The 13,864-nt window shown below is 70.7% G+C and carries 13 protein-coding genes; 12 read left to right on the forward strand and 1 reads right to left on the reverse strand.

The window, feature by feature from the left end:
- Positions 1-121: 121 nt before the first annotated feature.
- From ACZ62B_RS26115 to nusB, 3 genes are all read left to right on the forward strand, one after another.
- A complete protein-coding gene (locus ACZ62B_RS26115; RefSeq protein WP_344560636.1) occupies positions 122-1,228 on the forward strand; it encodes an aminopeptidase P family protein in 1,107 nt (368 codons plus the stop codon).
- Positions 1,229-1,298: 70 nt separating this feature from the next.
- Positions 1,299-1,865 (forward strand): elongation factor P, encoded by a 567-nt coding sequence (gene efp, locus ACZ62B_RS26120; protein WP_344560637.1) that lies wholly within the window; start codon positions 1,299-1,301, stop codon positions 1,863-1,865.
- Positions 1,866-1,867: 2 nt separating this feature from the next.
- Positions 1,868-2,299 (forward strand): transcription antitermination factor NusB, encoded by a 432-nt coding sequence (gene nusB / locus ACZ62B_RS26125; RefSeq protein ID WP_073933788.1) that lies wholly within the window; start codon positions 1,868-1,870, stop codon positions 2,297-2,299.
- A gap of 233 nt (positions 2,300-2,532) precedes the next feature.
- Here nusB and bldD read toward each other — a convergent pair whose 3' ends face one another.
- Positions 2,533-3,036: a transcriptional regulator BldD gene (bldD, locus tag ACZ62B_RS26130; RefSeq protein WP_018570201.1), complete on the reverse strand. Its 504-nt coding sequence runs from the start codon at positions 3,034-3,036 to the stop codon at positions 2,533-2,535.
- Positions 3,037-3,300: 264 nt separating this feature from the next.
- On the opposite strand from bldD, the gene pyrR reads away from it, so the two are divergent.
- The 9 genes from pyrR (at position 3,301) to ACZ62B_RS26175 (ending at position 13,839) form a co-directional block, all read left to right on the forward strand.
- Entirely contained in the window at positions 3,301-3,876 is a 576-nt protein-coding gene (gene pyrR, locus ACZ62B_RS26135; protein WP_073933789.1) for a bifunctional pyr operon transcriptional regulator/uracil phosphoribosyltransferase PyrR, read from the forward strand.
- 103 nt (positions 3,877-3,979) lie between these two features.
- Complete coding sequence (locus ACZ62B_RS26140) at positions 3,980-4,960, forward strand: aspartate carbamoyltransferase catalytic subunit (protein ID WP_344560638.1); 981 nt, start codon at positions 3,980-3,982, stop codon at positions 4,958-4,960.
- A 5-nt stretch (positions 4,961-4,965) separates the two neighbouring features.
- A complete protein-coding gene (locus tag ACZ62B_RS26145) occupies positions 4,966-6,255 on the forward strand; it encodes a dihydroorotase (protein WP_468720471.1) in 1,290 nt (429 codons plus the stop codon).
- Positions 6,252-6,812, forward strand: coding sequence for a PH-like domain-containing protein (locus ACZ62B_RS26150; protein WP_344560640.1), 561 nt, complete (start codon positions 6,252-6,254; stop codon positions 6,810-6,812). The genes ACZ62B_RS26145 and ACZ62B_RS26150 overlap by 4 nt, the downstream gene beginning before the upstream one ends.
- On the forward strand, positions 6,809-7,951 hold the full coding sequence (gene carA, locus ACZ62B_RS26155) for a glutamine-hydrolyzing carbamoyl-phosphate synthase small subunit (protein WP_344560641.1): 1,143 nt from the start codon (positions 6,809-6,811) through the stop codon (positions 7,949-7,951). The genes ACZ62B_RS26150 and carA overlap by 4 nt, the downstream gene beginning before the upstream one ends.
- On the forward strand, positions 7,944-11,252 hold the full coding sequence (gene carB / locus ACZ62B_RS26160; protein ID WP_344560642.1) for a carbamoyl-phosphate synthase large subunit: 3,309 nt from the start codon (positions 7,944-7,946) through the stop codon (positions 11,250-11,252). The genes carA and carB overlap by 8 nt, the downstream gene beginning before the upstream one ends.
- A gap of 58 nt (positions 11,253-11,310) precedes the next feature.
- A complete protein-coding gene (locus ACZ62B_RS26165; RefSeq protein ID WP_344560643.1) occupies positions 11,311-12,417 on the forward strand; it encodes a quinone-dependent dihydroorotate dehydrogenase in 1,107 nt (368 codons plus the stop codon).
- Positions 12,414-13,259: an orotidine-5'-phosphate decarboxylase gene (pyrF, locus tag ACZ62B_RS26170; protein ID WP_451835774.1), complete on the forward strand. Its 846-nt coding sequence runs from the start codon at positions 12,414-12,416 to the stop codon at positions 13,257-13,259. Before ACZ62B_RS26165 ends, pyrF begins: the two co-directional genes overlap by 4 nt.
- A 256-nt stretch (positions 13,260-13,515) precedes the next feature.
- Complete coding sequence (locus ACZ62B_RS26175) at positions 13,516-13,839, forward strand: integration host factor (protein ID WP_003977346.1); 324 nt, start codon at positions 13,516-13,518, stop codon at positions 13,837-13,839.
- Positions 13,840-13,864 lie beyond the last annotated feature (25 nt).

Genomic DNA, 13,864 nt, shown 5'->3' on the forward strand with positions numbered 1-13,864 from the left:
AGCACGGTACGGGCCCGACTGCGGCGGACTCACCGCGCCACCACACCCCCGACCCCACGACGCACCCCCACTCGGCCCCGCTCGACCGGCGACATCCAGCCACCACTCCTACGCTCGAAGAATGTCAGAGGTCTACGCGGTCCGCCGCACCCGGCTACGGGAATGCTGCAACGCGGGCGGCAGCGCGGCGGCGCTGGTGTCCCGGCCCGCAAACGTGCGCTACCTCGCCGGCACCGCCCCCGAAGGCGCCGTGCTGCTGCTGGGCAGGACCGAGGACCTGCTGGTATGCGCCGGCCCACCCGACGACCGCTCCCCCCGGAGCCACCCCGACGAATCCCTGCGCGTACACGTCGTCCCCGGCATCGGCGGCGACGCCGCCCTCGCCGCCGCCGACCTCGCCGTCGGCCAGGGCGTCGACTCCCTCGCCGTCGAGGAGCACCACCTCACCGTGACCCGCCACCGCGCGATCCACGACGCCGCACCCCGCCTCCGCCTCGCCGGCATCGGCTGCGCCGTCGAACAGCTCCGCGTCGTCAAGGACGAGGAAGAGATCTCCTGCCTCCGCATCGGCGCGGAGATCACCGACCAGGCCCTCGGCGAACTCCTGGAGTCCATCCTCGTGGGCCGCACCGAACGCCACCTCGCCCTCGAACTCGAGCGCCGCCTGGTCGACCACGGCGCCGACGGCCCCGCCTTCCCCACCTCCGTCGCCACCGGCCCGAACGCCGGCCGCCCCGGGCACCGCCCCACCGACCGCCGCGTCGAGGAGGGTGACTTCCTCTCCGTCTGCCTCGGCGCCACCTACCGCGGCTACCGCTGCGAGATCGGCCGTACGTTCGTCATCGGCACGGCCCCCGCGGACTGGCAGATCGAGCTCTACGACCTCGTCTTCTCCGCCCAGAGAGCCGGACGCGAGTCCCTCGTCCCCGGCGCGGCCTGCCGCGACGTGGACCGAGCCGCACGCCACGTCCTGGATTCCGCCGGGTACGCCGAGGCACTCCCCAAGCTCACCGGTCACGGCGTAGGACTGGAAATCGACGAGGACCCTCAATTGACCCCCGCGGCCATGGGTAAACTGGACGCTTGTGTGCCGGTCACCGTCGAACCGGGGGTCCACCTCCCGGGCCGGGGCGGGGTCCGGATCGATGACACGCTCGTCGTACGCCCCGAGGCGGACGGCGGACCCGAGCTACTCACCATCACGACCAAGGAGCTGCTCGCGCTCTAGCCCCGCGTTGGGCGCAGGCGCACGCCCCGGCCGTCGTCCACGTCAGTCCAGTCCAGGAGATTCCGCAACCGTGGCTTCCACGAACGACCTCAAGAACGGCATGGTGCTCAAGCTCGAAGGCGGCCAGCTCTGGTCCGTCGTCGAGTTCCAGCACGTCAAGCCCGGCAAGGGCCCGGCCTTCGTGCGCACCAAGCTCAAGAACGTGCTCTCCGGCAAGGTCGTCGACAAGACCTTCAACGCCGGCGTCAAGGTCGAAACGGCCACCGTCGACAAGCGTGACATGCAGTTCTCCTACATGGACGGCGACTACTTCGTCTTCATGGACATGGAGACCTACGACCAGCTCATGGTCGACCGCAAGGCCGTCGGCGACGCCGCCAACTTCCTCATCGAGGGCTTCGAGGCCACCGTCGCGCAGCACGAGGGCGAGGTGCTCTTCGTCGAGCTCCCGGCCGCCGTCGAGCTGGTGGTCCAGGAGACCGAGCCGGGCGTCCAGGGCGACCGCTCCACCGGCGGCACCAAGCCGGCCACGCTGGAGACCGGTCACCAGATCCAGGTCCCGCTCTTCATCACCACCGGTGAGAAGATCAAGGTCGACACCCGCACCAGCGACTACCTCGGCCGGGTGAACAGCTAACCGTGGCTGCCCGCAACACGGCCCGCAAACGCGCCTTCCAGATCATCTTCGAGGGCGACCAGCGCGGCGCCGAGGTCCTGACCGTCCTCGCCGACTGGGTCCGGCACGCCCGGTCCGACACCCGGCAGCCGCCGGTGAGCGAGTACACGATGCAGCTCGTCGAGGGCTACGCGGAGCACGCGAAGCGCATCGACGAGCTGATCGCCCAGTACTCGGTCGGCTGGACGATCGACCGGATGCCGGTCGTCGACCGCAGCATTCTCCGTCTCGGCGCGTACGAGCTGATCTGGGTCGACGAGACGCCGGACGCGGTTGTGCTCGACGAGATGGTGCAGCTGGCGAAGGAGTTCTCGACGGACGAGTCGCCCTCCTTCGTGAACGGGCTCCTCGGCCGGCTCAAGGAGCTGAAGCCGTCGCTCCGCCGCGAGGCGTGACCCGGCGTTCTTGTGCCTGTGCGCCGTAGGGGTGCGGCAATGCGGCGGCCGCGCGTCGCCGTGGCTGCCCGCACCCACGAGGCGGGGCCGCGTGTCGGTACGGCCCCGCGCCCCTGACGACGCTGCCCGCGCCGTGTGAAAAGCCGCTCACCGCGTGGAAAAGCCGCCGGGGTGGTCCGAACTGATGGGTTCGGACCACCCCGGCGGCACGTTTCTGCGTCCCCGCGGAGCGGTTACGCCTCCTCGTGGGAGGCCACCGCGCGGCGCGCGTCCGCGTCCAGGACGCCCCAGCTGATCAGCTGCTCGGTGAGGACCGAGGGCGACTGGTCGTAGATGACGGCGAGGGTGCGCAGGTCGTCCTGGCGGATCGAGAGCACCTTGCCGTTGTAGTCACCGCGCTGGGACTGGATCGTCGCCGCGTAGCGCTGCAGCGGGCCCGCCTTCTCGGCCGGCACCGTGGCCAGCCGCTCCAGGTCCAGGACCAGCTTCGGCGGCGGCTCGGCGGCGCCGCCCGGGGTCGTACCCGGCAGCAGCTCCTGCACCGGAACGCCGTAGAAGTCCGCCAGCTCCGCGAGGCGCTGCACGGTCACGGCGCGGTCGCCGCGCTCGTACGAACCGACCACGACCGCCTTCCAGCGGCCCTGGGACTTCTCCTCGACACCGTGGAGGGAAAGGCCCTGCTGGGTGCGGATCGCCCGGAGCTTGGCCCCGAGCTGTTTGGCGTATTCGCTGGACATATAGCTCCCCGGCACTGTGTCGACGCGACTCTGGCTGATTTCCATGCCGCGCGGCTGGTAACTCACTGTGAGGTTACGCAGCGTTACTCTCGTGCGTCAAGCCGAATGGTCCACACCGACTCTTCCGTGGTAGCGAAGATCGGTTACGCCATTGGGGTGATCGGGGGTGTCGCTCCGCGCGAATCCCGACCTGATAGCCTGAGCGACGCAATCCGACGTCCTTTAATGTCCGTCCCGTGAGGCGGAGAAGGAGGTCCGTTTCACATGGACAAGCAGAACACGCAGGACACGCAGTCCGATGCGCGGCCCGTTCTCGAGGGCCCCGACATCGCGCGGGTGCTGACCCGCATCGCCCACGAGATCGTCGAACGCGCCAAGGGCGCCGACGACGTGGTGCTCCTCGGCATCCCGACCCGAGGCGTCTTCCTCGCCCAGCGGCTCGCCGCCAAGCTCGAGCAGATCACCGAGCGCAAGGTCCCGGTCGGCTCGCTGGACATCACCATGTACCGCGACGACCTGCGCATGCACCCGCCGCGTGCGCTGGCCCGCACCGAGATCCCCGGCGACGGCATCGACGGCCGGCTGGTCGTCCTCGTCGACGACGTGCTCTTCTCCGGCCGCACCATCCGCGCCGCCCTCGACGCGCTGAACGACATCGGGCGCCCCCGCGCGGTGCAGCTCGCCGTCCTCGTCGACCGCGGCCACCGCGAACTGCCCATCCGCGCCGACTACGTCGGCAAGAACCTCCCCACGTCGCTGCGGGAGACGGTCAAGGTCCTGCTCGCCGAGGAGGACGGTCGCGACACCGTGCTGCTCGGCGCCAAGCAGACCGCCCAGTAGCACCGCGGAGCGCACGCCGACCGCGTGCGCCGGCCCGGCACGCCCGCACGCGTACCCGGCTGTCCGATTTCGCCTCATTGAACCGCCTTACGGAGCCTGACAGATGCAGCGTCATCTCATCTCGGCCGCCGACCTCACCCGCGACGACGCCGTCCTGATCCTCGACACCGCCGAGGAGATGGCCCGGGTCGCCGACCGGCCGATCAAGAAACTCCCGACCCTGCGCGGCCGGACCGTGGTCAACCTCTTCTTCGAGGACTCCACCCGCACCCGGATCTCCTTCGAGGCCGCCGAGAAGCGGCTCTCCGCGGACGTCATCAACTTCACCGCCAAGGGCTCCAGCGTCTCCAAGGGCGAGTCCCTGAAGGACACCGCCCAGACCCTGGAGGCGATGGGCGTCGACGCCGTGGTCATCCGGCACGGCGCCTCCGGAGCCCCGTACCGCCTGGCCACCTCCGGCTGGATCGACGCCGCCGTCATCAACGCGGGCGACGGCACCCACCAGCACCCCACCCAGGCCCTCCTCGACGCCTTCACCATGCGGCGCCGCCTGGTCGGCCGGGACGCCGGACTCGGGCAGGACCTCGCGGGACGCCGCATCACGATCGTCGGCGACGTCCTGCACAGCAGGGTCGCCCGCTCCAACGTCGACCTGCTGCACACGCTCGGCGCCGAGGTCACCCTCGTCGCCCCGCCGACCCTGCTCCCGGTCGGCGTCGGCACCTGGCCCTGCGAGGTGTCGTACGACCTCGACTCGACGCTGACCAAGTCCGACGCGGTCATGATGCTGCGCGTCCAGCGCGAGCGGATGAACGCCGCGTTCTTCCCCACCGAGCGGGAGTACTCGCGCCGCTACGGCCTCGACGGCGACCGCATGGCGCGGATGCCCGAGCACGCCATCGTGATGCACCCCGGCCCGATGGTCCGCGGCATGGAGATCACCGCCGACGTCGCGGACTCCGACCGCTGCACCGTGATCGAACAGGTCACCAACGGCGTCTCCATCCGGATGGCCGTCCTCTACCTGCTGCTGGGCGGCAACGAGCCCGCCCTCACCCACGCCCGCACCACCGAGGAGAAGTGAGAACGATGAGCAAGACCCTGATCCGTGGTGCGAAGGTGCTCGGCGGCGAGTCGCAGGACGTGCTGATCGACGGCGGGACCATCGCCGAGGTGGGGCCCGAGCTGAGGGACGCCGACGTCACCCGGGTCGTCGAGGCCACCGGCAAGATCCTGCTGCCCGGCCTGGTCGACCTGCACACCCACCTGCGCGAGCCCGGCCGCGAGGACTCCGAGACCGTCCTGACCGGCACCCGCGCGGCGGCGAGCGGCGGCTACACCAGCGTCTTCGCCATGGCCAACACCTTCCCGGTCGCCGACACCGCCGGCGTCGTCGAGCAGGTCTGGCGGCTCGGCCAGGAGTCCGGCTACTGCGACGTGCAGCCCATCGGCGCCGTCACCGTCGGCCTGGAGGGGCAGAAGCTCGCCGAGCTGGGCGCCATGCACGAGTCCGCGGCCGGCGTCACCGTCTTCTCCGACGACGGCAAGTGCGTCCACGACGCCGTGATCATGCGCCGCGCCCTGGAGTACGTGAAGGCCTTCGGCGGCGTCGTCGCCCAGCACGCCCAGGAACCGCGGCTGACCGAGGGCGCCCAGATGAACGAGGGCGTCGTCTCCGCCGAACTCGGCCTCGGGGGCTGGCCGGCCGTCGCCGAGGAGTCGATCATCGCGCGGGACGTGCTGCTCGCCGAGCACGTCGGCTCCCGCGTCCACATCTGCCACCTGTCGACCGCCGGGTCCGTCGAGATCGTCCGCTGGGCCAAGTCCCGCGGCATCCGCGTCACCGCCGAGGTCACCCCGCACCACCTCCTCCTCACCGACGAGCTGGTCCGGTCGTACAACCCGGTCTACAAGGTCAACCCGCCGCTGCGCACCGAGCGCGACGTCATGGCCCTGCGCGAGGCGCTCGCCGACGGCACGATCGACATCGTCGCCACCGACCACGCCCCGCACCCGCACGAGGACAAGGACTGCGAGTGGGCCGCCGCCGCCATGGGCATGGTCGGTCTGGAGACCGCGTTGTCAGTGGTGCAGGAGACCATGGTCGACACGGGTCTGCTGGACTGGGCCGGCGTCGCCGACCGCATGTCCTTCACGCCCGCGCGCATCGGACAGGCCGAGGGCCACGGCCGTCCCGTCTCGGCAGGTGAGCCCGCGAACCTCACCCTCGTCGACTCGGCATACCGTGGCCCTGTGGACCCCGCGGGCTTCGCCTCGCGCAGCCGCAACACCCCGTACGAGGGCCGCGAGCTGCCGGGCCGTGTCACGCACACCTGGCTCCGGGGCAAGGCCACGCTCGTCGACGGGAAGCTCACGTGACACCTGTACTCCTGCTGGCCGCCGAGAAGGAATCGGCGGAAGTGACCGACTGGGCCGCCCGGATCGGCTGGGTCGTCGGACTCGCCCTCTTCGTGGCGCTCGTCTACTGGCTGATGCGCGAGGGCTGGAAGTGGCGGGGCACGCTCCAGGGCGACCTGCCCGAGCTGCCCACCGCGCCGGACGACCCCGGTCCGGCGAAACTGACGATGAGCGGCCGCTACCACGGCTCCACCACCGCCGGTCAGTGGCTCGACCGCATCGTGGCGCACGGCCTGGGCACCCGCAGCCGGGCCGAGCTCACGCTGACGGACGCCGGACTGGACGTCGTACGCCCCGGGGCGGACGACTTCTTCGTCCCGGCCCACGCGCTGCGCGGGGCCCGGCTCGACAAGGGCATCGCCGGCAAGGTCCTCACCGAGGGCGGCCTGCTGATCGTGACCTGGGCGCACGGCGAGCGGCAGATCGACTCCGGCTTCCGCTCCGACCACGCGGCCGAGCACAACGAATGGGCCGAGGCCCTGAACCAGATGATCAACAAGACGGAAGGCGCACGATGACAACCTCCACCAGGGGAGCCACCAAGGTTCCCGCCGTACTCGTCCTGGAGGACGGCCGGATCTTCCGCGGCCGTGCCTACGGGGCGGTGGGGGAGACCTTCGGCGAAGCGGTGTTCTCCACCGGCATGACCGGCTACCAGGAGACCCTCACCGACCCGTCGTACCACCGCCAGGTCGTGGTGATGACCGCCCCGCACGTCGGCAACACCGGCGTCAACGACGAGGACGCCGAGTCGAAGCGGATCTGGGTCTCCGGCTACGTCGTACGGGACCCCGCGCGCACGCCCTCCAACTGGCGCTCCCGGCGCTCGCTGGACGAGGAGCTCGCCGCACAGGACGTCGTCGGCATCAGCGGCATCGACACCCGCGCCCTCACCCGCCACCTGCGCGAGCGCGGCGCCATGCGCGTCGGCATCTTCAGCGGCGACGCCGTGCGCGACGACGCCGCGCTGCTGGCCCGGGTGAAGGAGGCGCCCCAGATGAAGGGCGCCGACCTGTCCGCCGAGGTCGCCACCACCGAGCCGTACGTCGTCCCCGCGATCGGCGACAAGAAGTTCACCGTCGCCGCCGTCGACCTCGGCATCAAGGGCATGACCCCGCAGCGCATGGCCGAGCGCGGCATCGAGGTGCACGTCCTGCCGGCCACCGCGACCGTGGACGACGTCTACGCGGTGAACCCGGACGGCGTGTTCTTCTCCAACGGCCCCGGCGACCCCGCCACCGCCGACCACCCCGTCTCCGTGATGCGGGGCGTCCTGGAGCGCGGCACCCCGCTCTTCGGCATCTGCTTCGGCAACCAGATCCTGGGCCGCGCCCTCGGCTTCGGCACCTTCAAGCTGAAGTACGGCCACCGCGGCATCAACCAGCCGGTGCAGGACCGTACGACCGGCAAGGTCGAGGTCACCGCGCACAACCACGGCTTCGCCGTCGACGCCCCGCTGGACAAGGTCTCCGAGACCCCGTTCGGCCGCGCCGAGGTGTCCCACGTCTGCCTGAACGACAACGTGGTGGAGGGCCTCCGGCTGCTCGACCGCCCGGCCTTCAGCGTCCAGTACCACCCCGAAGCGGCAGCGGGCCCGCACGACGCCGCCTACCTGTTCGACCGCTTCGTTTCCCTGATGGAGGGCCAGCGTGCCTAAGCGCACCGATATCCAGTCCGTCCTGGTCATCGGCTCCGGCCCGATCGTCATCGGCCAGGCCGCCGAGTTCGACTACTCCGGCACCCAGGCGTGCCGCGTGCTGAAGTCCGAGGGCCTGCGGGTCATCCTCGTCAACTCCAACCCGGCGACGATCATGACCGACCCGGAGATCGCCGACGCCACCTACGTCGAGCCGATCACCCCCGAGTTCGTCGAGAAGATCATCGCCAAGGAGCAGCCCGACGCGCTGCTGCCCACCCTGGGCGGCCAGACGGCCCTCAACACCGCCATCTCGCTGCACGACAACGGCGTCCTGGAGAAGTACGGCGTCGAGCTGATCGGCGCCAATGTCGAGGCCATCAACAAGGGCGAGGACCGCGACCTGTTCAAGGAGGTCGTCGAGGAGGTCCGCAAGAAGATCGGGCACGGCGAGTCCGCCCGCTCGGTGATCTGCCACTCCATGGACGACGTCCTCGCCGGTGTCGACACGCTCGGCGGCTACCCGGTCGTCGTCCGCCCCTCCTTCACCATGGGCGGCGCCGGCTCCGGCTTCGCCCACGACGAGGAGGAGCTGCGCCGCATCGCAGGCCAGGGCCTCACCCTCTCGCCGACCACCGAGGTGCTCCTGGAGGAGTCCATCCTCGGCTGGAAGGAGTACGAGCTGGAGCTGATGCGCGACAAGAACGACAACGTCGTGGTCGTCTGCTCCATCGAGAACTTCGACCCCATGGGCGTGCACACCGGCGACTCGATCACCGTCGCGCCCGCGATGACGCTGACCGACCGTGAGTACCAGGTGCTGCGCGACGTCGGCATCGCGATCATCCGCGAGGTCGGCGTCGACACCGGAGGCTGCAACATCCAGTTCGCGGTGAACCCGGTCGACGGCCGCGTCATCGTCATCGAGATGAACCCGCGCGTGTCGCGTTCGTCCGCGCTGGCCTCCAAGGCGACCGGCTTCCCGATCGCCAAGATCGCCGCCAAGCTCGCCGTCGGTTACACCCTCGACGAGATCCCGAACGACATCACGCAGGAGACCCCGGCCTCCTTCGAGCCGACCCTCGACTACGTGGTCGTCAAGGCCCCCCGGTTCGCCTTCGAGAAGTTCCCGAGCGCCGACTCCACCCTCACCACCACCATGAAGTCGGTCGGCGAGGCCATGGCCATCGGCCGCAACTTCACCGAGGCCTTCCAGAAGGCGCTGCGCTCGCTGGAGAAGAAGGGCAGCCAGTTCACCTTCGTCGGCGAGCCCGGCGACAAGGCCGAACTGCTGCGCGAGGCGGTCCGCCCGACCGACGGCCGGATCAACGCGGTCATGCGGGCCATCCGCGCGGGTGCCACGCCCGAGGAGGTCTTCGAGTACACGAAGATCGACCCCTGGTTCGTCGACCAGCTCTTCCTCATCAAGGAGACCGCCGACGAGCTGGCCGCCGCCCCCGAGCTGACGAGCGAGCTGCTCGCCGAGGCCAAGCGGCACGGCTTCTCCGACCAGCAGATCGCCGAGATCCGGGGCCTGCGCGAGGACGTCGTCCGCGAGGTGCGGCACGCGCTCGGCGTCCGCCCGGTCTACAAGACGGTCGACACCTGCGCCGCCGAGTTCGCCGCGAAGACGCCGTACTTCTACTCCTCCTACGACGAGGAGACCGAGGTCGCGCCCCGCGAGAAGCCCGCGGTGATCATCCTGGGCTCCGGCCCGAACCGCATCGGCCAGGGCATCGAGTTCGACTACTCCTGCGTCCACGCCTCCTTCGCGCTGAGCGACGCCGGCTACGAGACCGTGATGGTCAACTGCAACCCGGAGACCGTCTCCACCGACTACGACACCTCCGACCGGCTCTACTTCGAGCCGCTCACCCTGGAGGACGTCCTGGAGATCGTCCACGCCGAGCAGCAGGCCGGACCGGTGGCGGGCGTCGTCGTCCAGCTCGGCGGCCAGACCCCGCTCGGCCTGTCGCAGGCGCTGAAGGACAACGGCGTGCCGATCGTCGGCACCTCCCCGGAGGCCATCCACGCCGCCGAGGACCGCGGCGCCTTCGGCCGGGTCCTCAAGGAGGCCGGGCTGCCGGCCCCCAAGCACGGCACCGCCACCACCTTCGCCGAGGCCAAGGCCATCGCCGACGAGATCGGCTACCCGGTCCTCGTCCGCCCGTCCTACGTGCTCGGCGGACGCGGCATGGAGATCGTCTACGACGAGACCCGCCTGGAGTCCTACATCGCCGAGTCGACCGAGATCAGCCCCTCCCGGCCGGTGCTCGTCGACCGCTTCCTCGACGACGCCATAGAGATCGACGTGGACGCCCTGTACGACGGCGAGGAGCTCTACCTCGGCGGCGTCATGGAGCACATCGAGGAGGCCGGCATCCACTCCGGCGACTCGGCGTGCGCCCTGCCCCCGATCACGCTCGGCGGCTTCGACATCAAGCGGCTGCGCGCCTCCACGGAGGCCATCGCGCGCGGCGTCGGCGTGCGCGGTCTGATCAACATCCAGTTCGCGCTGGCCGGGGACATCCTCTACGTCCTGGAGGCCAACCCGCGCGCCTCGCGCACCGTCCCCTTCACCTCGAAGGCGACCGCGGTGCCGCTGGCGAAGGCCGCCGCGCGGATCTCGCTGGGCGCCACCGTCGCCGAGCTGCGCGCCGAGGGCCTGCTCCCGGCGAACGGCGACGGCGGCGAGCTGCCGCTGGACGCGCCGATCTCCGTCAAGGAGGCCGTGATGCCGTGGTCCCGCTTCCGGGACATCCACGGCCGCGGCGTCGACACCGTCCTCGGCCCGGAGATGCGCTCCACCGGCGAGGTCATGGGCATCGACTCCGTCTTCGGCACGGCGTACGCCAAGTCGCAGGCGGGCGCGTACGGCCCGCTGCCGACCAAGGGACGCGCGTTCATCTCGGTCGCCAACCGCGACAAGCGCTCGATGATCTTCCCGGCCCGTGAGCTGGTCGCCCACGGCTTCGAGCTGATGGCCACCTCCGGCACCGCCGAGGTCCTCAGGCGCAACGGCATCAACGCCACGGTCGTGCGCAAGCAGTCCGAGGGCACCGGCCCGAACGGCGAGAAGACCATCGTCCAGCTCATCCACGACGGCGAGGTCGACCTCATCGTCAACACCCCGTACGGCACCGGCGGCCGCCTCGACGGCTACGACATCCGTACGGCGGCGGTGGCCCGGTCCGTGCCGTGCCTGACGACGGTCCAGGCGCTCGCCGCCGCGGTCCAGGGCATCGACGCTCTCAACCGCGGCGACGTGGGCGTCCGCTCGCTCCAGGAACACGCGGAACATCTGACCGCGGCCCGCGACTAGCACCCCGAGGGGGACACCGGAAACGGTGTCCCCCTCTTCATGAGCCCCGAGGACAGGCATGTACGACTTCTTCTTCCAACTGGTGTTCAAACGGATGGACCCGGAGCAGGCCCACCACCTGGCCTTCCGCTGGATCCGTCTCGTCGCGCGGGTCCCGGTCCTGCGCACCTTCGTCGCCGCCGTGCTCGCGCCCCGCCACAAGGAGCTGCGCACCGAGGCCCTCGGGCTGCGCCTGCACAGCCCCTTCGGCCTCGCCGCCGGCTTCGACAAGAACGCCGTCGGGATCGACGGCATGGCGATGCTCGGCTTCGACCACGTCGAGATCGGCACGGTGACCGGGGAGCCGCAGCCCGGCAACCCCAGGAAGCGGCTGTTCCGCCTGGTCGCCGACCGGGCCCTGATCAACCGCATGGGCTTCAACAACGAGGGCTCGCTCGCCGTCGCCGCGCGCCTGGCCTCCCGTACGCCCGTCTTCAGGACGGTCGTCGGCGTCAACATCGGCAAGACCAAGGTCGTACCGGAGGACGAGGCCGTCGCCGACTACGTGAAGTCCGCCGAGCGGCTGGCGCCGTACGCCGACTACCTGGTCGTCAACGTCTCCTCCCCGAACACCCCGGGACTGCGAAACCTCCAGGCCGTGGACCATCTGCGCCCGCTGCTCGCCGCCGTCCGCGAGGCCGCCGACCGTACGGTGCCCGCCCGCCGGGTGCCGCTGCTGGTGAAGATCGCCCCCGACCTCGCCGACGAGGACGTCGACGCGGTCGCCGACCTCGCCGTGGAACTCGGTCTGGACGGCATCATCGCCACCAACACCACCATCGCCCGCGAGGGGCTCGGCCTGGCGTCCTCGCCCGCCCTCGTCCAGGAGACCGGCGGCCTCTCCGGCGCCCCCCTCAAGGCACGCTCCCTGGAGGTGCTGCGCCGCCTCTACGCGCGCGTGGGCGACCGGATCACCCTGGTCGGCGTCGGCGGCGTCGAGAACGCCGAGGACGCCTGGCAGCGCATCCTGGCCGGTGCCACGCTGGTCCAGGGGTACAGCGCGTTCATCTACGAGGGCCCCTTCTGGGGCCGCGCCATGCACAAGGGGCTCGCCGCGCGGCTGCGCACCAGCCCGTACGCCACGCTCGCCGACGCGGTGGGCGCCGACGTGAGGACGACGGTATGACCGGCCTGGAACCCTTCGGCGCGCGGCTGCGCCGCGCGATGGACGAGCGCGGCCCGCTGTGCGTGGGCATCGACCCGCACGCCTCCCTGCTCGCCGAGTGGGGCCTGAACGACGACGTGACGGGCCTGGAGCGGTTCAGCCGCACGGTGGTCGAGGCGGTCGCCGACCGGGTCGCCGTGCTCAAGCCGCAGAGCGCCTTCTTCGAGCGCTTCGGCTCGCGCGGTGTCGCCGTCCTGGAGCGGACGGTCCAGGAGGCGCGGGCGGCCGGCGCGCTGGTCGTCATGGACGCCAAGCGCGGCGACATCGGCTCCACCATGGCCGCCTACGCCGAGTCCTTCCTGCACAAGGACGCGCCCCTGTTCTCCGACGCGCTCACGGTCTCGCCGTACCTCGGCTACGGCTCGCTCAGCCCGGCCGTCGCGCTGGCACGGGAGACCGGCACCGGGCTGTTCGTGCTGGCGCTGACGTCCAACCCGGAGGGCGGTGAGGTCCAGCACGCGATCCGCGCCGACGGGCGCACCGTCGGGGCGACCGTGCTCGGGCACCTGGCCGTCGAGAACGCCGGTGAGGAGCCGCTCGGATCCTTCGGCGCGGTGGTCGGCGCGACGCTCGGCGACCTCTCCTCGTACGACCTGGACATGGGCGGGCCGATCCTCGCTCCCGGCATCGGCGCGCAGGGGGCCACGGCGGCCGATCTCCCGGCGGTCTTCGGCGGCGCGGTGCGCAACGTGGTGCCGAACGTCAGCCGGGGAGTGTTGCGCCACGGTCCCGACGCGGTCGCTCTGCGTGACGCCGCGGAGCGGTTCGCGGAGGAGATCAGGGCCGCCGTGACGCCGGCCTGAACCGGCCGACGAGGGAATCCGTGGTCGCCGGACTCTGGATACATCCTCAAATCCAGGGGATTATGTCTTAAATGTCCGGCCTGACGGAGGCTGACCAGGACTTTTCCGCAGTTCTCGCTGACTCCGGCGGAGTTGGCCGCTAGTCTCCGACGGAGAGTGAACGGGCGACGGTGTCGCTCGTGACTCCCCAGGTGTGGGGCGACTAGGTTCCTCACCGGTCCGTATCCGACAGTTCGACATCCGAGGTGACGTAGGCGTGGCTCTTCCGCCCCTTACCCCTGAACAGCGCGCAGCCGCGCTCGAAAAGGCCGCCGCGGCTCGCCGGGAGCGGGCCGAGGTCAAGAATCGACTCAAGCACTCCGGCGCCTCCCTTCACGAGGTCATCAAGCAGGGCCAGGAGAACGACGTCATCGGCAAGATGAAGGTCTCCGCCCTGCTGGAGTCCCTGCCGGGCGTGGGCAAGGTCCGCGCCAAGCAGATCATGGAGCGACTGGGCATCTCCGAGAGCCGCCGCGTGCGTGGTCTCGGGTCCAACCAGATCGCCTCCCTGGAGCGCGAGTTCGGCAGCACCGGCTCCTGAAGCACGGGGCGGTCCGGGACCGGCG

It is taken from the genome of Streptomyces sp. NPDC053426 (assembly GCF_055585405.1).